The organism is Desulforegula conservatrix Mb1Pa, from assembly GCF_000426225.1.
Lineage (GTDB): Bacteria > Desulfobacterota > Desulfobacteria > Desulfobacterales > Desulforegulaceae > Desulforegula > Desulforegula conservatrix.
The window spans coordinates 1-22,949 of the sequence record NZ_AUEY01000048.1; the positions used below are offsets into that span (position 1 = coordinate 1).

The window sequence follows — 22,949 nt, forward strand, 5'->3', positions numbered from 1 at the left end:
CAGATCGATACGAACGTGGATCTGTCATGCTCACAAGTAATCTTCCCTTTTCCAAATGGGAGCAGATTTTCAAGGATCCCATGACTACCGCCGCTGCCATTGACAGACTTGTACATCATAGCATCATTCTTGAACTTAACTTGCCAAGCTACAGGCTGGAAAAGTCAAAACAGAAAATTAACGAGGAAAAAAGTGAGGAAAATGCGCCTTAAATTAGGAAACTGGATCGGGAATTATAACTGTCGCTGACACGGAAAAATAATTGTCGTTGATCAGGTAATCTCTCCAAACGGCATGAGCATTAAGGATGGCCAGATATATTTTATTGATTTCAATATTTTTTCATTTAAGCAGTTTGATTGGCATTGCCCCTCTTTCATTTTTTTGAAAGAGGGGAACCCGAATGGAATTTTATTGAGATCCTGCCAAATAACTTACAGCTTCAATTAAAAACAGCCTGATAAGTCAGGCATAAAGGGTTTGCCTGATCCGTTCCGACAGCAACCACAAAAACAGGCACTTCTTCGCTGCCAAAAAGGGTATGCCTCAGGCCTATGGTTCCCTGGGAAAATCTTACACCCTCAGGCCCCTGAAAAAAAAGAGAAAACGGCTCTCGATTCATATTCTCAAACTGATGACCGCTTATACTTTTTTTCATGACCACTTCTTTCAGCCGGAAACAATAAATCTTGCCGTCATCTGCGCTGGCCTCGAAATTTGAATTTTCGTGGCCCGTAAAATCTGATGCTTTTAATTTAGCCAGCATTTTAACTCCATTTTTAATTTGAACGGGTTGTGATTTATATTTTAATTTCGCTTTGCATTCAGGATGGTGCAACCAAGATAAGATTAAGCCAGCCTATGCGGGTTGCTTTTTGAAAAAAGCTCCGCAGAAATTCTCCGTTTATGAGGCGATAAAACCGGAGCAGTAACAGTTTAAGCAGGCAGGCACGAAAATATATCAATATTTTATTTGAAGTTAAAGTCTTAATGTTCATTTTGACTCAAGGATGCCCTGAATAATTAAGGACTCATGTGTTTTTGCCAGATTTCAATCAGGCTGCTTCAGTGTGATACTTTAATACTCAATACCGCGTAAACTCAAGATCTCAGAGATCATCCCCCTTGCTGCCACTTCAAAAAAATCATATTTTCAGAGACACTCTAAACAATGCATTTCTCTATTCGCTTTAAAAAATTATTGAAATATCTTTCAATATGAATATATCATCAACTATAGTGCATAATTATCTGATAAGAACAGTGTTTGTGCATAATCAAGTCTTAAGCAATTCCAATTGAAAGCCTGCCTCGAGTGGGGAAAATCTTTTACGCAGTAAATATTTTCAACCATCTAAACAAGGAGATTAATATGTCAGATCCTTTTGTCGGAGAAATCCGTTTATGGGCCACGCAATATGCTCCGCTCTACTGGGCTTACTGCGATGGTCAGATCCTTCCGGTAGATCAGTATTCTACTCTGTATGCCGTTATTGGGCAAATATACGGAGGAAGCGGTTCAACAAGTTTTGCGTTGCCAGATTTGAGAGGCCTGGCACCTGTACATCGTGGAGTGGATATGCCGGAGATAGGCCAAAAAATAGGTGCAGAGGAATATCTTATAAACGAATCTCAAATGCCGCCTCATTCCCATCACTTGATGGCGGTATCGGCTGATGCGTCAGGCTCTGCACCTGAAGCAAAAATGCTTGCAAAAACGCAGAATTCAATCCCTGATATGTACATCACGAGTCCTCCTGACAGCATTTTGAATAGCACTATTATAGGTGCAACAGGCGGAAACGATTACCATTACAATATTCAGCCGTCACTCGGACTTGCTTTTTGCATAGCCCTTGAAGGCGTTTACCCATCCAGGTCATAAAAGGAGGAACTAAATGGCAGATCCTTATCTTGGTGCTATTCACATGTTTGCCGGTGATTTTGCACCGCATAATTATGCCTTGTGTGATGGTCAGCTGCTTTCAATTCAGCAGAACCAGGCTCTGTATTCGCTTCTTGGAATATCATTCGGCGGAGACGCCAAAAATAATTTTGCGCTTCCAGACATGAGAGGACGCATTACGGTTCACAGAGGCAGGATTTCCAACAATTCCACAGACTGGAAAGTGGGAACAAGCGCAGGTCAGGAAAAAGTCAGTCTTACAGAGAAGCAGATGCCAGCTCACAACCACGGTGTTTGTGTGTCCTCTGCTAATGGCTCATCAGCCGAACCATCTGGCAGCGTGCCTGCCGGATCAACAACTGTAAATATATATACTCAGTCCGTTGCGAATCCTGTGAAAATGGCGGACGAATCCATTCAAGGAGCAGGCGCAGGTCAGCCGCATGAGAACAGGATGCCCTTTCTTGCCATAAATTTCATCATCGCCCTTTACGGCGTATATCCACCCAGATCATAGCAGCTAAGGAGAATATAATGGCAGATCCATTTTTAGGTGAAATTCGCATGTTTGCAGGAAATTACGCCCCATTAAACTGGGCTTTCTGCGACGGTCAGGTTCTTACTATAGCTCAAAACTCGTCGCTTTATTCAGTCATCGGGTGCATATATGGAGGCGACGAAAGAACTGTGTTCAATCTGCCGGATATGAGGGGCCGTACTCCTCTTGGCGCACGCACCGGCCCCGGCCTTTCACAGTATCATATTGGGCAGTCAGGCGGCTTATACGATGTAACGCTTAGCCAGAGCGAGCTTCCTGCCCATTCGCATTCTATGACGGCCGATAATGAGAATGCAACGGCAAAAAATATTGCCCAGCCAGGGGCATCTCTAACTGCCAAACCAAATGTGGCAAGAGGATCAAGCTACCAGTTAAAAAATGCCTATGCCCTGCCGAGTGAGGGGCAACAGGTTCCGATGAGTAGCGCCTCCATTTCATCAACTGGAGCAGGATACCCTCATCCAAACAGACAGCCGTGCATGGCCATTAATTTCATCATATGTACGAGTGGAGTTTTTCCAACCAGAAGCTGACATCTATACCGCAGCGGAGATTATACATCGGCTCGCAAGCACCTCTGTGCAAAAGGATGCAGGATTATTCTCCGTTGCGTTTTTTTAATTATGACTGGTGATCAAATGCTTAATTTTACATTTTTAAATGACCAGGGTAGCAATATTTCACTGAGGCCGATTTGCCTCCCGGATGATATGAGGCTTCTATTTGATATTTTCGTTTCTACCCGCGAGGATATCCTTAATATCCCTTCATGGACAGATAACGAAAAACTGAATTTTCTCAGGAGTCAATTCATCCTTCAGCATGATGCATACATGGGAGGATACAGAAACCCTGAATTTATGATTATCCGGGTAGATGGCGAAGATGCAGGCAGGTTGTATCTGGAGTCCAGACAAAAAGACATAAGAATAATTGATATTGCTGTTCTGCCGTCTTTCAGAAACAAGGGGACAGGCAGCACCCTGATGAGGCATATTTTCAGTTTGTCTGATTCAGAAGCTAAATCTGTTTCCATTCATGTGGAAAAAGCTAATCCTGCAATGAACTGGTATACGAGATCCGGTTTCATAAAAATAGAAGATATTGACGTTTATGATCTGATGGAAAGAAAACCTGGTTGAATGTGTTGAAGATTATTCCTCATATATTAGGGAAACAGGCAATAAAAAAACAAATTTAAATTAAATATATTACAGGAGAGGAGGCCATATGAGGTCTGCACTCATGAAAAAAGCTTTGATCGTTGTTTTTCTCACCCTTGCTATTATCCCGCAAGTATCCTTTGCGACAAATCTTACATGTTCTTCTAAAGACGAGAGGCAAACAGTCATATTAGATACTTCTTTGAAGGATTATGATTTACTGGCAAGGAATGTTGATTCCATCACCTCTGTCAGACTCGTTTCCAATGGTGATGAACTATCAAAGATTGAGAATATTCTTTTTTCATGCAGACATCAGAAGGCTATTCATCTTGTTTCCCACGGTGGAGATGGAGTCCTGTATTTCGGCGGAAGCAAAATCACCACAGAGACTCTTATAAAAAGATCTTCCCTTGCAAGGGCATTCAGAACGGCCCTGTCTCCTGGGGGCGATATACTTATCTACGGCTGCAACGTAGCTGAAACCGAAAAGGGCGCACTGTTCGCAAAAACTCTTGCTGATTTGACCGGCGCCAATGTGGCAGCCTCAAGAGATCTCACAGGAAATGAAAAAAATAAAGGGAACTGGAATCTCGAATACATGACAGGCCGTATTGAAACCAGCCTTCCTTTTAAAAGCCGGGAAAAACTTTACTCATATCCTTATGTTCTTGCGGTAACATCAGGCTCAATTGATTTTGGAACAACAGGCTCTGGTGCTTTGAATGGGGACGCCTTTAACGGGATTTCATTCTATGGTTTCACTTACGATGACTTCGGCAGGACAGGGAAAGGAGCCCAGGGAAGCGGCACAACATCAAATGTCGCCACCACAACCTCCATTTTCAAGACATTGGACAGTAGTGTCTTTAATGTATCAACTGTATATATAGACGCATTCAACGGGCCTCTTACAATAACGTTCACAGGTTACAAGTCTGGCAGCGCGACAGGTGGTTCTGCTTCTGTAAACGCCACTCCCGGTTATGCCCAGCATACGATTAATCTTTCAAATGTTGACGAGGTACGTGTCACATGCTCCTCCATTGATTACACAATGGATGACATGGTTGTTTCTCCTGGGAACAGTAATCCTGTCACGACCCTTCCGGCAACCCCGACATTCAAAGAGGACGATCAGAATAAAACAATCTCAGGAATATCCATAGCAGATTCTGACGGAAACAATCAGACAGTGACGTTAACTGTCACAAACGGGACCGTTAGCCTGAGCACGACAAGTGGTCTGGGCTTTACGACAGGAGACGGCACCAACGACGCATCGATGGCTTTCAACGGAGCACTGGCCAATGTGAACGCAGCTCTATCAAACCTAACGTTTTCTCCAATAGCAAACTTCAGCGGCACTGCTTCAATAAGGGTGCAGACCAATGATGGAAACAGTGGAACCGATGATGATACACTCAATATCACAGTCAACAACGCGCCGGAAGTAAGCAGTATTAACATGGCTGGCGTAAGCCCAACCGGTGCTGCCAGCGTAAATTACACCGTAACCTTCAGCGAAAGTGTATCCGGTGTTGATACATCGGATTTTTCTCTCACCACAACCGTAAGCGCATCAGGTTCCGTCACAGGAGTATCAGGCAGTGGCTCAACTTATACCGTAACTGTTTCAAGCGTCACAGGGGACGGCACTCTCAGGCTGGATCTTGCTGACGATGACAGCATCACCAATGCCAACTCAGTTTCCCTTGGAGGAACAGGTACAGCCGGAAGCGGTAATGGAAGCTTCACTGGCGGACAGAGCTATACAATCGATCATACAGCTCCAACCTTAACAGACGCAAGAATCAGCATCTCCGGCGCAACCGGAACAGGCGGAGCATTCAAAACCGGTGACACTGTGACAGCCACATGGAATAACACTGCCGGAGGAGATAACAACATTGATGTCAGCAGCGTTACAGTTAATTTCACTGCTTTTGGCGGAGGAGCCGCAGTTGCTGCTTCAAACAGCGCGCAAACCTGGACTGCGACGCACTTAATTACATCAGGATCCATTGACTCAACAAATCTCAATGTTTCAGTCACAGCCACAGACACTTCAGGCAACCAGACCACAACCGCTGACACCACAAACGCAACCGTGGACAACCAGCCGCCGACGGTGACAGACGGCAATATCAGCATTTCGGGTGCAAGCGGAACAGCAGGCGCGTTCAAAACCGGGGACACTGTAACAGCCACATGGAGTAATACTGCCGGAGGAGACAACAACAATGATATCAGCGGCGTTACGGTAAATTTTTCGCAATTCGGAGGAGGTGCGGCTGTTGTTGCGACAAACAGCAGCGGAACCTGGACTGCCACCTATACCATCACCTCCGGTGCATTGGACAGCACAAACTTAAATGTGGCTGTCACTGCCACAGACGATGCCGGAAATGCCACAACCAGATCAGATACGACCAACGCCACTCTGGATAACCAATATCCAACCGTGACAGATGCCAGGATCAGTATTTCAGGGGCAACCGGTACAGCGGGAGCTTACAAAGTGGGCGACGCAGTGACTGCTACCTGGAATAATACCCCTGGCGGAGACAATAACAGCGATACGATTTTATCTGTTGCAGTTAATTTCAGCGCTTTCGGCGGAGGTGCCGCAGTTGCAGCAATAAACAGCGGCGGAACATGGACCGCCACATACATAATAGTATCAGGGGTCATAGACTCAACAAATCTCAATGTTTCAGTCACCGCAACAGATAATGCCGGTAACTCCACCACAACAGCAGACACAACCAATGCCACTGTGGACAATCAGCTTCCGACAGTGACTGATGCCAACATCAGTATTTCCGGGGCAACCGGCTCAGGAGGAAAGTATGTTGTTGGAGACACTGTGACAGCCACATGGAATAACACAGTTGGCGGAGACAATAACAGCGACACAATCAGCAGCGTGACAGTGAATTTTTCGCAATTCGGCGGAGGAGCAGCCGTTGCTGCCACAAACACGGCAGGGTCATGGGCTGCTACCTATACACTTACATTTGGTTCAACCGAAGGCAGTAACATAAACGTTGATGTAACAGCCACAGACAATGCGGGCAACACCACAACAATAGCGGACACAACAAACGCGACCATAGACATAAACCAGCTGCCTGTAATAAGTAACCTCAATGGAGACACAGTATCGTTTTCCATTGGAGGATCCGCCGTGAATATTGACAGTACATCTAACGCGACGCTGACTGATTCCGACTCCCCTGATTTTAACGGAGGTAATGTCACGGTGTCCATCACCGTCGGACTCCAGGCTGGTGAGGATGTAGCCAAGGTCGGCAATACAGGGCCAATCTCTGTCTCAGGGGCTAACATCAATCACACTGACTCCGGGGGACTGACGATAGGAACGTTTACCGGAGGAACCGGTGGCGCGGACCTTGTGGTGACTCTGAACGCAAACGCAACGATTGCAAGAACCCAGGATCTTATCCGCGCGCTTCAGTATCTGGATACAGACGCAGGAACAGTTAACACCGCTACACGTACCCTTAGCGTCACTGTTAATGACGGAGATGGAGGAACATCTGCCAATAATAATGTGACAGTCAATCTGGTTCGGGCACCAATAATAGACCTTGACGGAAATGACAGCTCAGGAGCTTCAAGCGGCGGATATTCAGGTTCGTTCACCGAAAATGGAAGTGCGGTTGCACTCGCGGACTCAGATTCCGCAATATCTGACGACGGAACCTTCAAGTCCCTTACTGTCACCCTGACCAACAGACCTGACGGAGTCGCTGAAAGCCTTTCTTCAACCTATGGAACAGGAGCCCAGACCGTAAATGGCGAGGCTGTTACCATAGCAGCTTACAACTCGGGAACGGGCGTACTTGCCATAACAGTTGATGACGGCTCTACAGATAGCGCGACCATGAAAATGCTAATGGAATCCATCAGGTATAACAATACGTCTGATACCCCAAATACGGCAAACAGAACCATCACCTTCGCGGCAACAGACAATGACAATAATACAGGATCAAGCGTTTCCGCTGTCATTACTGTAACCGCTTTCAACGATTCTCCTGCGGTCGGCACAAACACAGGCATAACGCTTAATGAAGGTGCTACTGCAACCATAACAAATGCACAGCTCAACGAGAACGACCCGGATGATTCAGGCACAGGCCTTACCTACACTGTAACGGCCGTTCCTGCGAACGGATCGCTTAAGCTCAGCGGCACGCCTCTTGCAGATAACGGAACATTTACCCAGGACGATATAGACAACAGCAGGGTCACATATACCCATAACGGTTCAGAAACCACTTCAGACAGCTTCACATTCAGCCTTGCGGACGGAGGTGAAAACGGAGCCGCAGCTGTCACAGGCCAGACCTTCAACATCACTGTGACGCCGCAAAATGATGCTCCAGTAATAGCAAATCTTGACGGTGACATGTCTGACAGCGTGGTTGCTATTGGCAGTACAAATCTGGACAAAAACGCTGATGCGACTGTAACAGACCCTGATTCCGCAGATTTCAACACAGGCACCCTTGTAATTATCCAGACAGCAGGCACAGCCAACGGCAGTTTCAGCGTTGACGGCACAACTGTCACTTCGGGTGGTGATGCGGCAATAGCGGCCGGAGAGACTGTTTCCGTAGGTGCCACAATGGTTGGTACTATTCATGCGACAAATGACGGGCAGGCAGGCAACAATCTGACCATTACCCTTAACGCCAATGCAACTGCCGCAGGAATAACGACTCTGTTGCGTAACATCCTTTATACGGCTCCTTCTGTAGCTGATACCCGTACGTTTACAGTGGCACTTTCAGACGGAGACGGCGGCACGTCGACCCTTTCCACCGTCACCATTTTAGTGGTCGCGAACAACAAGCCGACAGCTGCGAACAAAATCATAAACATGAATGAGAATTCATCTCATGTGTTTACGGCTTCTGAATTTAATTTCAGTGACGTAGATGCAGGAGACAGTCTGCAGAAAGTAAAGCTCACAACCCTTCCTGCCGCAGGAACCCTTGTCCTTTCGAACGTTGCTGTAACCATAAACCAGGAGGTAACCGCAGCAGACATTACTGCTGGAAATCTTAAGTTCACACCTGTGGCCAATGCTTTCGCCAGCCCTTACGCGACATTCAATTTTGAGGTCAGTGACGGCAAGGAATACAGCGCGGCCGCTTACACCATGACAATAAACGTCAGCGAGTATGTGGCGCCATCTCCACCTCCATCAACTGATCCTGAGCCGCAGCCGGAAGTTCAGTACAACAATCAGGTTATTGGTTCCGGCACTGTTCTTCCAAACAACACTGACCACACAGACGTGACAGTGGCAGCAGGAGGAACAATAATAAACAACGCGACGCTTACAGACCTCACAAACAGCGGAACCGTAACAGGCGGAACAGTATCCGGGAACTCTGATAATCAGGGAGTTTTAAACGGAGTGACCCTTTCATCGGGCACGACTCTTGACAACGCAGGAGGAACTATCTCAGGTTTTGTAAATAATGGAGCCATTTTCGGAGGAACCGTTTCAGGAACAGTGACAAACACAGGAACAATATCAGGCCATGCTCCAGATGGAACGCCAGACACTTCATACAGCATAACTATAAGTACAGGATCTGTGGTATCAGGGGGTGAGATAAACGGTTCTGTGACAAACCTTGGAACGCTTGAAAACGTCACCATAGGAGCAGGAACGGCATTAAGCTTCACAAGGGGATCAGGAGGCCAGACTGGACGCCTTACAGGAACAATTACCTTTGCGAGCGAATCCGGTATAGGCTGCGTCATAACCATTCCATCAGGCGCTGTATTCCCTGAGCCTAACAGCATTCCCCGGGGCGGATTTGTTCTGACTCCTGAGATGCTTCTTGCTTACGCAAGAGAACATGGATGGGGCGTTGCTTCAAGGGCAAGAACAGCAAAAGCATCTGCAGGACTTATCCCGGAGATACCGGGATGTTATGTTCTTGTTGGCGGTATAGTTCTTTCTGAGACTGGTTCAAAGAGTAGTTCAGATGTGAGCATTTCCGTGCCATACGCAGAGTCCCTTATCCCTGAGGGATACAGAGCGGATGACATAAAAGCCCTTGCCTATGACCATGACGAAAATACCTGGATAAGCGTTCCTTCGACTAGGAGCGGAGAAAACGCCCTTAAGATAAGCACAAAGTTGATAACAGCCTATGCCGCAGTTGTAAAAATAAATGTAGTTCCTGTACAGGGAACAATATCTGTCAGCCAGATAAGTGGAGACACGTCAGAGTACGGAACCATTGCGACCTTCACAGTAACTTTGGGCTCTGCGCCTTCTTCTGAAGTTACCATATGCCTCTCAAGCTCTGACCTGTCAGAAGGAGTTTTATCAGCTTCGAGTCTCGTATTCACTCCAGAAAACTGGAATAATCCACATATAGTTTCAGTTATTGGCGCAGATGATGACCTTGTTGATGGAGATCAGTCCTATTTCATTGTCACAGGGGCTTCAGTATCAGATGATCCTTCCTATAACGGAATAGATCCTTCTGACGTAAGCGTCGTTAATACTGACAATGACACGAATGGCGCCTTTATCCCTGGCCAGATATCACCTGAGAACGGGGCCGTAGATGTGCCCATGACTCCGTTACTAAGCGTGATGGAACATGGAGCCATAAACGGCTTCGGAACACATGCAAAGACCCAGTGGCAGGTGAGCAAGACCTCGGATTTTGCGCCATTTGACCTTGTATTTTCATATACAGGAGCGACCAGCCTTTATTCTGTGAAGGTTCCTTATCTTGCACTCACCCCTGGTTCTACATATTTCTGGAGGGCGAGGTTCATAGATAATAATGGCAACGTCACAGAATGGTCTCAGGCATCGAGATTCACGGTCGTATCTATAAACCCGGACGACACGGACAATGACGGTGTGGCGGATGTCTTTGAGATAAGCTCTTCAACTGACCTTGACGCGGACGGAACAGACGACGCAAGCCAGACAAACATGCTCAGGACAAAAACAGCATCGGGCGATGTAATGATTGGCGTTAAAAGAACCGGAAATGTGCTTTCCATCGGGTCAGCGATTGTGGCATCTGAAAGCGAAACAAGGGCAGAAGACCAGCCTCTTGGAATGCTTGAGCTTAGAGCTAAAATATCCGAGCCAGGAGCAGAAGCTGAAATCCAGGTCTACTCATCAAAGGCCCTGGACAGATCATCAGGATGGAGAGCTTTCAGTACAGATTCAGGATGGTATGACTATTCATCCAACGTTATCTTCAGCAGCGACGGAAAATGCATCACCGTGAAAATGAAGGACGGAGGATATGGAGACGCAGACGGCTGCGCAAACGGAGTAATCATTCACAAGGCGGGGCTCCCGGATGCAGCAATTTCAGCTATCGAACCGAACAATAGTGATTCAGGGCATGGCGGAGGAAATGGTTCCTGTTTCATCGCTTCTGCTTCAGAGGGCTATAAGACTTATGTGTTTCTTATGGCTGTTTTCGCTGGAATATTGTCAATTATAAGGAAAAATAAAGGCCAGCTCTAAAGAATGCGATTTTTACTTGCTGGTGTTGGCCTTGCAACATGTTATCATGGTTACCGAGGTTCCATACAAAATATCGAGTCCTTAATTACATGTTTAGTTAATGATTTTTTTTTCACCACGCCTTAGCTGTGGGGCTACTGTTGTTGAAATAAGTCAAAAGAGTGCGTGGAGCTTTTCCACGCACCGTCTGCTCCGGGGCAAGTTGTGAAGGCAAGGAAAGCTCCCGCGAATGATCGCGGGAGGCTGTAGTATCGGGCGTTGGCGGACAGGATGTCTATTTTTAAGCCTTGAAGCAAAAATTATAGAGTTTGCGGCGGCAAATTGATCACGCAAAAATATATTTAAAAATCGTATTGACATCAATATGGGTTTCCTGTAATTAGGCAAATTAAATTCAAATTATTTTTTTTTATTATTATTTAGGAAAAGAATCTAACTAATGGCAAACACCTATGCAGCGCAGTATTTTTACTTTTATTGGTACTATTATTTTAGTACCGGTCTGCCTGGTGTTGCCTTAAGATCAATCTAAACCACAAATCTTAAAGCACCGCGGCAGACCCAAGGGTCCGCCGCGATTAAAGACTCAGATATTAAAGGGTCGCGGAGGACTAAAAAACTCCGCGGCCCTTTTTGCGTTTGATGGGAAAATTTTTAAGGAGAATATTGAAATGAGTATCATCGGTAAAAGAATCAGAATGGAAAGAATCATGAACCGCGCCACATGCAAAACCATAATAGTGCCAATGGATCACGGCATTTCCATGGGGCCGATTCCAGGACTCAGGGACATGAAGTCGGCGGTTCAGGCTGTGGCTGATGGGGGCGCAAACGCTATTGTCGAGCATAAAGGCCTTGTGGACGCTGGTCTAAGAGGCGAAGGCCCGGACATTGGCCTTATCATTCATCTTTCCGGTTCAACCTGCCTTTCCCCGACACCAAACGCAAAAACCATAGTATGTTCAGTTGAAGAAGCCCTCAAACTCGGAGCGGATGCCGTTTCAATCCAGGTAAATCTTGGAAACGGTGATGAAAAGGAAATGCTCAACGATTTCGGCAGAATAAGCTATGACGCAAGAAACTGGGGAATGCCTCTTCTTGCCATGATTTATCCTCGCGGCGAGAAAATAAAAGATGAATACGATGTTGACGTAATAAGCCACGCAGCCCGCGTTGGCGATGAAATGGGTGCGGATATTGTCAAGGTTTCTTACACAGGCAGCGAAGAGAGCTTCCGCAAAGTAGTTCAGGGTTGTTCCATTCCTGTAGTAATTGCAGGCGGCGCAAAAATGGATTCTGATACTGACATTCTTGAAATGGTCAAAGGCGCAATGGATGCAGGTGGTGCAGGAGCTTCAATAGGAAGAAATATTTTCCAGCACAAAGATCCAAAGGCGATCACAAGGGCAATCTATGCGATTATCCATGAAGGCAAGGATGTTGGCGAGGCGATGAAGTACCTCAACTGATTCAAAACCTCATTAAAGCGTCAGTTGTGTTTACAATATAATATAAGAAAAGCGGCAAAAATTATCAAAAGACATGTTTAAGCCGCCTCCTTAATCTTGAAGTTTTTTGCGGAGCTTTTTTTCAAAAAAGCGACCAGCCGGAGGCCAGTGCAGAGTATCTGCCGTAGGCAAGTATTCTTTTGAATAGATAAGGGTAAATAAGATGAGAAAAATATGGGTAAAGGTTGACCCCTGGGATAAGGAACTGATTCTCACCGCGCTTGAAGGCGGTGCTGACGGAATAATGGTAGAAGACGGATTTGGCCAGAAGGTAAAAGAACTTGGTCTTGTAACAGTAATTGCATCTGATGGTGATCTTGTTCCTGGCAAAGATGCTGTTACCATTCCAATCAATAGCAGCGACGATGAAGATGAGATTATAAGGCTTACAAAGGAAAAACTTGTCATTCTGGAATGTCCGGACTGGACGATCATTCCTCTGGAAAACCTTATTGCGAGAAACGCTGATGTTGTCCCTATCGTAAAGACTTATGAAGAGGCAGAAACAGCTTTCAGTATTCTCGAAATAGGCGTTAATCAGGTTATGATCCACACAGATGACGCTGGAGAGCTTCAGAAGGCCTTAAGTATCCTGAAAAGATCGGATGAAGGCACTAAAATTGAAGAGGCCGAAATCCTTGAAGTCAAGCCTATTGGCATGGGAGACAGGGTCTGCGTTGACACTTGCACATCCATGAAGGTCGGACAGGGCATGCTTGTCGGAAATACCAGCAGCGTACTTTTTCTTGTTCACGCAGAGACAGTTGAAAATCCATATGTCGCACCAAGACCATTCAGGGTGAATGCAGGCGCTGTTCACGCATACACAAGAGTTCCGGGCGGAAAGACCAGATATCTTTCAGAGCTAAAGGCCGGAGACAAGGTTCTTCTTTTTGATCATAAGGGAAGCGCTGAAGAAGCCATAATAGGCAGGCTCAAGATTGAAAAACGCCCCATGATGCTGATCACAGCAAAAATCGGAAGCGGAACAGTTGCTACAATAGTTCAGAATGCCGAGACTATAAGGCTTACATCTCCTGCTGGCGAGCCTGTTTCAGTGGTTGCGCTTAAAGCAGGCGACAAGGTGCTTGTTACTGTTGAGGCTGGTGGCCGTCATTTCGGGCATAAGATCGAGGAAACCATAACGGAAAAATAGGTTACCCAATGAGCGACGCAGAAAAAACAGAAGATGGTGTAAAGGAAGAGCGGATTCTTGGTCTTAGGAGTGAGATAGACAAGATAGACGACACCATTTTGGAGCTGATAAACAAGAGGCTCCTGATTGGAAAAGAGATCGGCAGAATCAAGGGCGTTTCAGGTATCAAGGTTCTTGACAGAAAGCGTGAAACTGAGATTTTTGACAGACTAACTGAAAAGAATAAAGGGCTTTTGAAGCCGTCTGTCATCCATCATATATTCAGCGTTATAATGGCTTCTTCAAGGGAAATACAGATGCCGCAGATGGTAACCTATCTCGGCCCTGAAGGAACCCATACCCATATGGCGGCAACAAGCCATTTCGGACACGCAGGAACTTTTGTGCCCCAGGCAAATATCAGGGATATTTTTGATTCCGTGACAAGGGGAACATACCAGTACGGAGTAGTTCCTGTGGAAAACTCCATAGAAGGCGCAGTCAATTTCACCCTTGATATGCTTTTTGAATCGAGCCTTCAGATATGCGCAGAAAGCTATCAGGCAATTTCCCATTATCTTCTTTCAAATTCAGGATCTCTTGAAGATATAAGGGTTGTCTACTCACATCCCCAGGCTCTTTCACAGTGCAGAGGGTGGATGAGAAAAAATATTCCAAATGCTGTCATGAAGGAGTGCGCAAGCACTGCCCACGCAGCCCAGATAGCCTCGTCAGAACCTGGATCTGCTGCTGTCGCAAGCAGGGCAGCTTCGACCATGTATAATCTTAAGATCCTTGCTGAACGCATTGAAGATTTTACAAAGAATGTGACCAGATTTCTTGTGATTGGTAAGGACTCTCCTCCAAGAACGGGTAATGACAAGACTTCGGTTATTTTTGTTACGTCCCATGTTCCAGGTGCTCTTTTCAAGGCCCTTCAGCCGATCGCGGAATCAGGAATCAACATGGTCAAGCTTGAGTCACGGCCGACAAAGCATGAAAACTGGAAATACTTTTTTGTAATGGACGTCGAAGGCCACCATGAAGATGCAAATATCGCAGAAGCCCTTGAAAAGCTTAGTAAATCATGCCTTTTCCTTAAAAAGCTGGGCTCTTATCCGAAATGTGATGACAGCGGAGCAATCGACAACGGCAATGTTTAGGAGGCGGAAGTGGAAAATTTTGAAATAAACACCAAAACCCTCCTTTTCGGGGTAATCGGGAAACCCATCAGCCACAGCATGAGTCCTTCCATGCATAATGCTGCGTTCAAGGCGAGCGGCATCAATGGCGTTTATCTTGCTTTCGATGTCTCGGATGTCGAAGGAACGGTCAGGGCCGTGCGTAGCCTTGGGATCAAAGGCCTCAGCGTGACAATACCGCATAAACTTGCGGTCATGGATCATCTTGATTTTATTGATCCCATTGCAAAGGATATCGGTGCTGTAAATACCATAGTCAATAACGACGGAAAGCTGGAAGGGTATAACACCGACTGCACAGGTGCGATCAAGGCCATACTTGAAAAGACCGATCTCAAGGCTAAAAGGGTGGTTATATGCGGAGCAGGCGGAGCAGCCAGAGCAATTGCATTCGGAGTTAAAAAGGAAGGGGCAGATCTTATCATCCTGAACCAGATAAAGGAAGAGGGCGAAAAGCTTGCTTCTGATACAGGTTCTGCTTACAGACCTCTTGAAGATTTCCAGCAGGATGGATGCGATATTCTTATTAACTGCACTCCCCTTGGAATGAGTCCAGATTATGACGCATCCCCAGTGAAAAGCAGTGTTTTCAAGCCAGGCATGGTTGTTATGGACATAGTCTATAATCCGCTTGAAACCAGATTCCTGAAAGAAGCCAAAGCTGCCGGATGCACAATAATAGACGGAACAAAGATGTTCATTTATCAGGGAGCGATGCAGTTTGAACTCTGGACAGGTTTAAAGGCTCCGGTGGATGTTATGTCTTCCGTTGTGCTTGAAAAACTTTCCAAATAAACCGGAGGCTTGAGCAAATGATTGAAATAAAGACAAAACCTGTAAGGGAATCATCAGTAATAGAAGTCCCCGGCTCCAAGAGCTATTCCCATAGAATACTCATTGCTGCGGCTCTTGCAGGAGGATCATGCAGGATAACAAATCTCCTCAGAAGCGAGGATGTGGATCTTACTGCAAAAGCCCTTGAGCAGATGGGCGCAAAGGTCAAAATTGATGGAACTGTCGCTGAAGTTTATGGCATGTCAGGTTCTCCTTCTCCATCTGATAAGGAAATATATCTCGGCAATTCAGGAACTTCCATGAGGCTTTTGACAGGAATCGCCTGCCTTGGGAAGACAGATTATGTTCTGACCGGAACTCCACGCATGCAGCAGCGTCCTTTACAGGAACTCCTTGACGGTCTCACCCAGATTGGCGCAAAGGCTGTTTCAAAAAATTCCACAGGATGCCCTCCTGCGATAGTAAATGGTTCTGCCATGAAGGGCGGGAAAATGACCCTTGATTGCAGGGTCAGCAGTCAGTATCTCTCATCAGTTCTTTTGATGGCTCCATGCACTTCAGACGGAATTGAAGTAAATGTTATTCCTGGACTCGTATCAAAACCTTATGTTGATCTTACCTTGGAAATTCTGGAAAGATTCGGAATAAATTTTGAGCATAAGGGATATGATTATTTTAAGATTCCAGGCGGTCAGAAATACATGCCAGGAGAATACAGGGTGGAGTCTGACGCTTCCCAGGCCAGTTATTTCTGGGGATCAGCCGCAATAACCGGAACTTCTGTCAAGGTAATGGGCGTGAGCGCGACATCCAGACAGGGAGACGCAAAATTTGCGGATGTTCTTGAGCGCATGGGCTGCACGGTAATCCGTGAGGCAGACGGCATAACCGTAAAAGGCGGGAAGCTCAAAGGCGTTGATGTTGACATGGGCGACATGCCGGACGTTGTTCCAACACTCGGTGTTGTGGCAGCATTTGCCGAAGGCGAGACAATTGTAAGGAATGTCGAGCATCTAAAAGCAAAGGAAAGTGACCGCCTTGCAGCAGTTGCAACTGAGCTTAATAAAATGGGCATTGACGCCACAGACACAGGCACCGGTCTTGTCATAAAGGGCGGAAAGCCAAAGGCCGCGACCATAGAAACATACGACGATCACAGAATGGCCATGTGCTTTGCAATGGCAGGTCTTGTTGTTCCAGGGATGAAAATTCTTGAAGAACGGTGCGTTGAAAAATCCTTCCCTACATATTGGGAAGTGTTTGAAAGGCTCTACAAATAATGGCCAATATCTATCTCACAGGCTACAGAGCCACAGGAAAAACAAGTACAGGCAAGGCTCTTGCCGGAAAACTTGGTATATCATTCATTGACGCGGACGAAGAACTTGTCAGAATAGAAGGCCGGACAGTGGCTGAAATGGTTGCTGATAAGGGATGGGATTATTTCAGGGACAGGGAAAGTGATGTCCTGAAACAGATTTCGTTATTAGAAAGTTGTGTCGTAGCGACAGGCGGCGGCGTTATTCTAAGGCCTGAAAACATAGATGTCATGCAGAAAACCGGCAGGGTTATATGGCTCAAGGCAGGAATTGAAACCATTGCAGCAAGAATGACAGGCGACGGAATGACAGCTCACCAGAGACCATCTCTTTCAGGCAAGGGCGTCATAGACGAGATTCGTGATGTACTTGAGCAACGGCTGCCTCTTTATGAAAAAGCCGCACAGCTTGTGATTGATACAGACGGTAAAAATCCCGAAGAAGTCTGTGATGAGATTTATATAAAAATAAGGTAGGTCGGATTAGAGCGTCCTTTGCTCGTAACCCGACTTTATGAATTGTTGATTTTGGAATTTTGATTTTTGATTGAAAAAATGTCTCGAAAATCTGAAATTATCAATCAAGAATCAGCAATCATTTTAAGGATATATTATGCCAGGAAACAGTTTTGGCGGTTTTTTTAAGATAACGACCTGGGGTGAATCCCACGGAAAAGCCCTTGGGGTTGTCATTGACGGATGTCCGCCTGGAATAGAGCTTGATGAGGAAAAAATCTCCGCCATGATGGCAAGGAGAAAACCAGGAATTTCAAAGGCCAGCACATCGAGAAAAGAGCCTGACAAACCTGTTATTCTTTCAGGCGTATTTGAAGGGAAAACAACTGGTACGCCAATCTGTATAATGATCGAAAACAAGGATCATGATTCTTCGGCTTATTCAAAAATTTCTGAACTTTTCAGGCCTGGGCACGGCGACATAACCTATCAGAGCAAATACGGAATCAGGGACTGGAGAGGCGGAGGGCGATCATCAGGAAGAGAAACCGTAGGCAGGGTTGCGGCTGGTGCTGTAGCAGGAGAATTTCTTAAAACGCACGGAATCTCAGTTCAGGCTTACACAATAGAACTTGGCGGGGTAAAGGCTGAAAAAAGGGACATGTCCGCTGTCATGACAAATCAGTATATGAGTCCTGATCCTGAAGCCGCTTTAGAAATGGAAAAAAGAGTTACTGATGTCATAAAGAAAGGTGATTCCATAGGTGGCATAGTCGAGATTATTGCAAAGGGCGTTCCGTCAGGTCTTGGCGAACCAGTCTTTGACAAGCTTGACGCAGATCTTGCCAAGGCCATGATGAGCATAGGTGCTGTAAAGGGTGTCGAGATCGGCGCTGGTTTTGAGGCCGTAAAAATGCTCGGATCACAGAACAACGATGAAATCCTGCCGGGCGGAAAGTTTGCCACAAACAACAGCGGAGGAATTCTTGCTGGAATTTCAAACGGTGATGAGATTGTAATCAGGGTTGCGGTAAAGCCTATTCCGTCCATAACAAAAGTCCAGAACACCATTGATATAAACGGCAATGCAACAACCATTTCAACCACAGGCAGGCATGATATATCTCCTATTCCGCGCATAAACGTTGTGTGTGAGGCAATGGCAAATCTTGTTCTGGCTGATCATATTTTAAGGCAGAAGGCTATTTCATGAAAAAACTGACTGTGGGCATTATTGGTGGCAACGGAGGCATGGGCCGATTTTTTGACAGGATTTTTAAGAAACACGGCTGTGACATACTAATTTCAAGCAGAAGAACAGAGCTTACTTCAAAGGAACTGGCTCTTAGGTCAGACGTTATTTTCATAAGCACTCCTGTGGAGGCTGCTCTTGAAATCGCCAAGGAAATAGGGCCTATTCTAAGGGAAGATCAGCTGCTTGCGGATTTCTGTTCCCAGAAGGAAGCCATAGTAAAATGCATGGTTGAAAACACCAAAGCCGAGGTTGTAGGGACCCATCCCATGTTCGGGCCCACTGTGGAGGTTCTTAAAGGCCAGAATGTAATTCTTTGTCCAGGCCGCGGAACCAGATGGCTTGAATGGCTTGAGGAAATATTCGGAGCTGAGGAAGCAGTACTCACCCGAATGGACGGAAAACAGCACGATACTTTCATGGCTGTAACCCAGGGCCTCACACATCTGATGAGCGTGGCTCTTGCCAGAACTCTCCAGAGACTCGACATCAATGCAGACGAAGCCATGAAATTCGCCACCCAGGTTTTCAGGCTCAAGCTTGATCTTATAGGCAGGCTTTTTGCTCTTGATATTTCCCTTTACAACAGTCTTATGGGCAAGAATCCCTATGTGCCGGGCGTTCTTAATGTTTTCAGGGAATCCCTTGACGAGGCATTTTCCAAAGCTTCCAACCCTGATGACAAGATTGGGCTTGATTTTCTTTCTGATCTGCGGGATTTCTATGGCGATTTTAAAGATAAGGCCCTCAGCGAGACCAATGCAATTTTTGAGCTGATGTATTCAGGAAAAAAATAAATATATGCCCCAAAAGCTTTTTTGCGAATTTTTTAAAAAAGCGATCGCTATTCAAAGGGGGAATCGTTGGATTGAGAGCATCACCGCCAGCCAGACGGGGAATATAAATGCAGCAGTCAGTGGAATTGAGACGTGAGGATTTAAAAGAAGAGTATAACCTCGAGCAGTTTGACGCTTACATGACAGTCAAGGCTTTCTTTGATAAAGCTTCTGGTGATGAAGTGACTGCGCTCAAACAAATGATATCTTCATATCTTGATTTCAGGGCAGAAACATCTGAATTTCTGACCAGATCATGCGCCGAGGTTTGCGGGGACATATGTTTTAAGACAGGCCTTAGCGACTGCTGCATGCATGAGGGAATAATCACCTTTTTTGCGGACTGGATCGTAAACTGGCTCGTCTCATCAAAAGAAGAAACTGACGTTCTTCTAAACGCTCTTTACGAACCTTTCAGAGACGATAAATGTGTTTATCTTGGGCCTCTCGGTTGTCTGTGGAAGATCAAGCCCCTAAACTGCGAGACATTTGTATGCAAGCAGGCACGGGCAGATATTTTTTTGAAAAACCCGGAAGCAGAACAAGTTTACGAAGATATGCTCAAGAAAAAGAAAACCTTTTCATTTCCTGACAGACCTGTTCTTTTTGACTCAATTGAAAAATTCTTCATGGATAGAGGCGTTGATTCAGAGACCATGTATTTTCACAAAGGCGCCGGGCTTCTTCTGATAAAACAGAAAGCCGGGGTTGTCTGATTTTTTATTGTGGATATTTTTTGCAGTTGCAATTGCCTCCGGCGAGTCGCTTTTTGGAAAAAGCTCCGCAAAAACTTTATGATTTTGTGCGTCGTGATAGATCTATTATGCTTTAAGTTTTTTTAAGGAAGCATAAGGCCATGTATGCCAGGTCACATCTTAAAATTGAACACATGGATGTCTATTATTGCCTTGGCTGTCTGATACAGGGAAAATAATTTAAATCCAAGATCCCTCACCTCTGATTCCTTCCATTTTTTGCTTCAAAAATGCTGTTTTTAGAAAAACATTCTCAAATCGGATGCTTCGGGAATTCCATCAGAATATGGTATTTTTTATGTTTTGAAGCCTGTTTGGCTTAACCTTCTATTTTCATTGGTTTAATTCTAATAATCCAAATCTTGAAACAATTAATAATGGTATTGACTATGCATCTTTATGTAAGTTACAAGCTAAAGTTACTTTTAAGATTTGTGGCTGAATTTAATCAGATTATCAATTTGTTCCAGCATATTATCAGGAAATAATAAATGATTCAGGCAATCAAAGGATTCAGGGATGTTCTGCCGGGTGATATCGAGCTTTGGCAGGAAATAGAGTCTGAAGCTGTGAAGGTGTTCGAGAATTTCGGATTCAAGGAAATAAGAGTTCCGGTTCTTGAAAAAACGGCTCTTTTCAGCCGAAGCATAGGTGAGAATACTGACATTGTGGAAAAAGAGATGTACACCTTCGAAGATCGCGGCGGTGATATGCTCACAATGCGTCCGGAGGCAACCGCTTCTGTGGTGCGTTCTTACATCCAGCACAATATGCAGGCTGATAATCCCATCAGAAAGCTTTACACCATAGGCCCCATGTTCAGGCGCGAGCGTCCGCAAAAAGGTCGTTACCGCCAGTTCTATCAGATAAATGCCGAGGTTTTCGGAATCGCCTCACCTTATATAGATGCGCAGATCATGGTAATGCTGTCCCACCTTCTTGACAGGCTTGGGGTGACAGAGCTTTCCGCGCATATAAATTCCCTTGGTTGCCCTTGCTGTCGGCCATCTTTTCAGAATGCCATAAAAGAAATTGCCGAAAAAAGCGGTGAAAATCTTTGTGATGACTGTAAAAGAAGAAAAGACAAGAATCCATTACGAATTCTTGACTGCAAATCAGTGCATTGCCAGGAGATTCTCAAGGACGCTCCAGTTCTTACAGATTTTCTTTGTGATGAATGCAGGGATCATTTTGATATAGTCAAAAGCTCTCTTGAAAGCCAGGGCGTAAAATATACCATTGATCACAAGCTTGTGCGCGGCCTTGACTATTATACAAAAACCGCATTCGAGCTTAAGACGAATATGCTCGGCGCCCAGAATTCAGTGGCAGGCGGAGGACGCTATGACGGCCTTGTAAAAAGCCTTGATGGCCCGGATGTTCCTGCAATCGGCTTTGCCATAGGTTTTGACAGGCTTGTGGATGTAATAGCCGCCTCAAGAAAGCCTTATATCAGAACTCCTGAAGTTTTTATAATGGCTCCGGGCAATATTCCTGTTTCCGCTGTTTTCAGCTGGATATGCGATCTTGCCCGTGATGGTATCTGGGCAGACACCGATTATTCGGGTAAAAGCCTCAAAAGCATGATGAAGAGGGCAGACAAGGACGGAGCAAAATACGTTCTAATTGCCGGTGAGTCGGAATTTGAGAAGGAAACCGCCATACTTAAAAACATGGCAACCGGTGAGCAGGAAGAAGTCAGCTTTTCAGGGCTTGTTACGAGGGTTATAAAGATAATAAGAAATCTTTAATTCGCATAATCTGTTTTTTTATTATGGTTCAAGTTTTTATTGTAATCCACAAAAAGGGAAAATTAAATGAGCAACAAATTATGTTCTTTGGTTAGTACCGTATTTGTAACTTGCATACTTTTTATCGGGCTATTTTTGTTTGTTTTTTCCACAACATCCATTGCCGATAATGATCATCATGAAGACAGGCATTATAAAACAAAAACATTTGCCGGTTCTATGCATAAAGTGGAGAACGACGGAAATGAAGTAACAGGAGTGGTTTCAGCTTTATTGCTTGTTGTTGCCAATATTCCGGTTTTTTTTAGTCTTCTGATAAGGATGCTGATCAGTTTTATGTCTTTGTCTGACGAGTTTAAGAATCAATTAAAAAGAATTAATCAGGCTCAGAAAAAGTATCTGATGCCTTTGCATTATTATTTGAATCTTTTTGCAATCCTGCCGATTCTGATCCATTTCAGGTTGTCAAGCTGTAGATCAAACGCTCTGCCTGAAATAGGCATGATTGTCATGATAATAATTGCCGCGGCAGGCGCTGTTTTAAAATTCAAGTTTTCACCAAAGATTATGCGAAAAGGATTATATCAGGTTCACACAAGTCCATGGGCAGCAGGGCTTCTTATGATGATTCTGTTTGTTGGGCACAGTGTGGTTGACTGATTTCTTTGAGGCTGGTTTATCTCAACAGTTTATTGATACAGGAAAAATGACGGTGGGCATCTCCCACCTATAAAAAAATACAGAGCCATCAAAATTCA

General features: G+C 45.3%; 18 protein-coding genes. 17 read left to right on the plus strand and 1 reads right to left on the minus strand.

Going from position 1 to position 22,949, the window contains the following annotated elements; all coding sequences use genetic code 11:
• On the plus strand, nucleotides 1-212 hold a 212-nt coding region (locus tag K245_RS24750; RefSeq protein WP_035277388.1), incomplete at its 5' end, for an ATP-binding protein.
• Nucleotides 213-442: 230 nt separating this feature from the next.
• On the opposite strand, the gene K245_RS0114965 is transcribed toward K245_RS24750, so the two are convergent.
• Complete coding sequence (locus K245_RS0114965; RefSeq protein WP_027359886.1) at nucleotides 443-766, minus strand: DUF6916 family protein; 324 nt, start codon at nucleotides 764-766, stop codon at nucleotides 443-445.
• A 606-nt stretch (nucleotides 767-1,372) separates the two neighbouring features.
• Between K245_RS0114965 and K245_RS0114970 the strand changes: the two genes are divergently transcribed.
• From K245_RS0114970 to K245_RS0115050, 16 genes are all read left to right on the plus strand, one after another.
• Entirely contained in the window at nucleotides 1,373-1,885 is a 513-nt protein-coding gene (locus K245_RS0114970; protein WP_027359887.1) for a phage tail protein, read from the plus strand.
• 13 nt (nucleotides 1,886-1,898) lie between these two features.
• Complete coding sequence (locus K245_RS0114975; RefSeq protein WP_027359888.1) at nucleotides 1,899-2,423, plus strand: phage tail protein; 525 nt, start codon at nucleotides 1,899-1,901, stop codon at nucleotides 2,421-2,423.
• Nucleotides 2,424-2,440: 17 nt separating this feature from the next.
• Nucleotides 2,441-2,998: a phage tail protein gene (locus K245_RS0114980; RefSeq protein ID WP_027359889.1), complete on the plus strand. Its 558-nt coding sequence runs from the start codon at nucleotides 2,441-2,443 to the stop codon at nucleotides 2,996-2,998.
• A 177-nt stretch (nucleotides 2,999-3,175) separates the two neighbouring features.
• On the plus strand, nucleotides 3,176-3,607 hold the full coding sequence (locus K245_RS0114985) for a GNAT family N-acetyltransferase (RefSeq protein WP_198013898.1): 432 nt from the start codon (nucleotides 3,176-3,178) through the stop codon (nucleotides 3,605-3,607).
• 88 nt (nucleotides 3,608-3,695) lie between these two features.
• Nucleotides 3,696-11,183 (plus strand): DUF4347 domain-containing protein, encoded by a 7,488-nt coding sequence (locus K245_RS0114990; RefSeq protein WP_027359891.1) that lies wholly within the window; start codon nucleotides 3,696-3,698, stop codon nucleotides 11,181-11,183.
• A 671-nt stretch (nucleotides 11,184-11,854) separates the two neighbouring features.
• The gene (locus tag K245_RS0114995) at nucleotides 11,855-12,652 is read left to right on the plus strand and encodes a 2-amino-3,7-dideoxy-D-threo-hept-6-ulosonate synthase (protein WP_027359892.1); all 798 of its coding nucleotides are present in this window, start codon (nucleotides 11,855-11,857) and stop codon (nucleotides 12,650-12,652) included.
• A gap of 202 nt (nucleotides 12,653-12,854) precedes the next feature.
• Nucleotides 12,855-13,847, plus strand: coding sequence for a 3-dehydroquinate synthase II (locus K245_RS0115000; RefSeq protein ID WP_027359893.1), 993 nt, complete (start codon nucleotides 12,855-12,857; stop codon nucleotides 13,845-13,847).
• An 8-nt stretch (nucleotides 13,848-13,855) separates the two neighbouring features.
• Entirely contained in the window at nucleotides 13,856-14,989 is a 1,134-nt protein-coding gene (pheA, locus tag K245_RS24755) for a prephenate dehydratase (protein WP_035277389.1), read from the plus strand.
• A gap of 9 nt (nucleotides 14,990-14,998) precedes the next feature.
• Nucleotides 14,999-15,823, plus strand: a complete 825-nt coding sequence (locus K245_RS0115010) for a shikimate dehydrogenase (RefSeq protein ID WP_027359894.1) — start codon at nucleotides 14,999-15,001, stop codon at nucleotides 15,821-15,823.
• Between the two features lie 17 nt (nucleotides 15,824-15,840).
• Nucleotides 15,841-17,103, plus strand: a complete 1,263-nt coding sequence (aroA, locus tag K245_RS0115015; protein WP_027359895.1) for a 3-phosphoshikimate 1-carboxyvinyltransferase — start codon at nucleotides 15,841-15,843, stop codon at nucleotides 17,101-17,103.
• Nucleotides 17,103-17,618, plus strand: a complete 516-nt coding sequence (gene aroL, locus K245_RS24760) for a shikimate kinase AroL (protein ID WP_035277390.1) — start codon at nucleotides 17,103-17,105, stop codon at nucleotides 17,616-17,618. Before aroA ends, aroL begins: the two co-directional genes overlap by 1 nt.
• 136 nt (nucleotides 17,619-17,754) lie before the next feature.
• On the plus strand, nucleotides 17,755-18,810 hold the full coding sequence (gene aroC / locus K245_RS0115025; protein WP_027359896.1) for a chorismate synthase: 1,056 nt from the start codon (nucleotides 17,755-17,757) through the stop codon (nucleotides 18,808-18,810).
• A complete protein-coding gene (locus K245_RS24765) occupies nucleotides 18,807-19,646 on the plus strand; it encodes a prephenate dehydrogenase/arogenate dehydrogenase family protein (RefSeq protein ID WP_051284184.1) in 840 nt (279 codons plus the stop codon). Before aroC ends, K245_RS24765 begins: the two co-directional genes overlap by 4 nt.
• A gap of 107 nt (nucleotides 19,647-19,753) precedes the next feature.
• Entirely contained in the window at nucleotides 19,754-20,401 is a 648-nt protein-coding gene (locus K245_RS24770; RefSeq protein WP_051284185.1) for a hypothetical protein, read from the plus strand.
• Between the two features lie 530 nt (nucleotides 20,402-20,931).
• Nucleotides 20,932-22,191 carry a histidine--tRNA ligase gene (hisS, locus tag K245_RS0115045; RefSeq protein WP_027359897.1) on the plus strand — a complete coding sequence of 420 codons (1,260 nt, stop codon included), beginning with the start codon at nucleotides 20,932-20,934 and terminating at the stop codon, nucleotides 22,189-22,191.
• 66 nt (nucleotides 22,192-22,257) lie between these two features.
• A complete protein-coding gene (locus K245_RS0115050; protein ID WP_027359898.1) occupies nucleotides 22,258-22,851 on the plus strand; it encodes a hypothetical protein in 594 nt (197 codons plus the stop codon).
• Nucleotides 22,852-22,949 lie beyond the last annotated feature (98 nt).

Bases quoted from the DNA above. Each gene is read 5' to 3' on its own strand.
- K245_RS0114965 (WP_027359886.1), bottom strand. From the start codon at position 766: ATGCTGGCTAAATTAAAAGCATCAGATTTTACGGGCCACGAAAATTCA.
- K245_RS0114970 (WP_027359887.1), top strand. From the start codon at position 1,373: ATGTCAGATCCTTTTGTCGGAGAAATCCGTTTATGGGCCACGCAATAT.
- K245_RS0114975 (WP_027359888.1), top strand. From the start codon at position 1,899: ATGGCAGATCCTTATCTTGGTGCTATTCACATGTTTGCCGGTGATTTT.
- K245_RS0114980 (WP_027359889.1), top strand. From the start codon at position 2,441: ATGGCAGATCCATTTTTAGGTGAAATTCGCATGTTTGCAGGAAATTAC.
- K245_RS0114985 (WP_198013898.1), top strand. From the start codon at position 3,176: ATGAGGCTTCTATTTGATATTTTCGTTTCTACCCGCGAGGATATCCTT.
- K245_RS0114990 (WP_027359891.1), top strand. From the start codon at position 3,696: ATGAGGTCTGCACTCATGAAAAAAGCTTTGATCGTTGTTTTTCTCACC.
- K245_RS0114995 (WP_027359892.1), top strand. From the start codon at position 11,855: ATGAGTATCATCGGTAAAAGAATCAGAATGGAAAGAATCATGAACCGC.
- K245_RS0115000 (WP_027359893.1), top strand. From the start codon at position 12,855: ATGAGAAAAATATGGGTAAAGGTTGACCCCTGGGATAAGGAACTGATT.
- pheA (WP_035277389.1), top strand. From the start codon at position 13,856: ATGAGCGACGCAGAAAAAACAGAAGATGGTGTAAAGGAAGAGCGGATT.
- aroA (WP_027359895.1), top strand. From the start codon at position 15,841: ATGATTGAAATAAAGACAAAACCTGTAAGGGAATCATCAGTAATAGAA.
- aroL (WP_035277390.1), top strand. From the start codon at position 17,103: ATGGCCAATATCTATCTCACAGGCTACAGAGCCACAGGAAAAACAAGT.
- aroC (WP_027359896.1), top strand. From the start codon at position 17,755: ATGCCAGGAAACAGTTTTGGCGGTTTTTTTAAGATAACGACCTGGGGT.
- K245_RS24765 (WP_051284184.1), top strand. From the start codon at position 18,807: ATGAAAAAACTGACTGTGGGCATTATTGGTGGCAACGGAGGCATGGGC.
- K245_RS24770 (WP_051284185.1), top strand. From the start codon at position 19,754: ATGCAGCAGTCAGTGGAATTGAGACGTGAGGATTTAAAAGAAGAGTAT.
- hisS (WP_027359897.1), top strand. From the start codon at position 20,932: ATGATTCAGGCAATCAAAGGATTCAGGGATGTTCTGCCGGGTGATATC.
- K245_RS0115050 (WP_027359898.1), top strand. From the start codon at position 22,258: ATGAGCAACAAATTATGTTCTTTGGTTAGTACCGTATTTGTAACTTGC.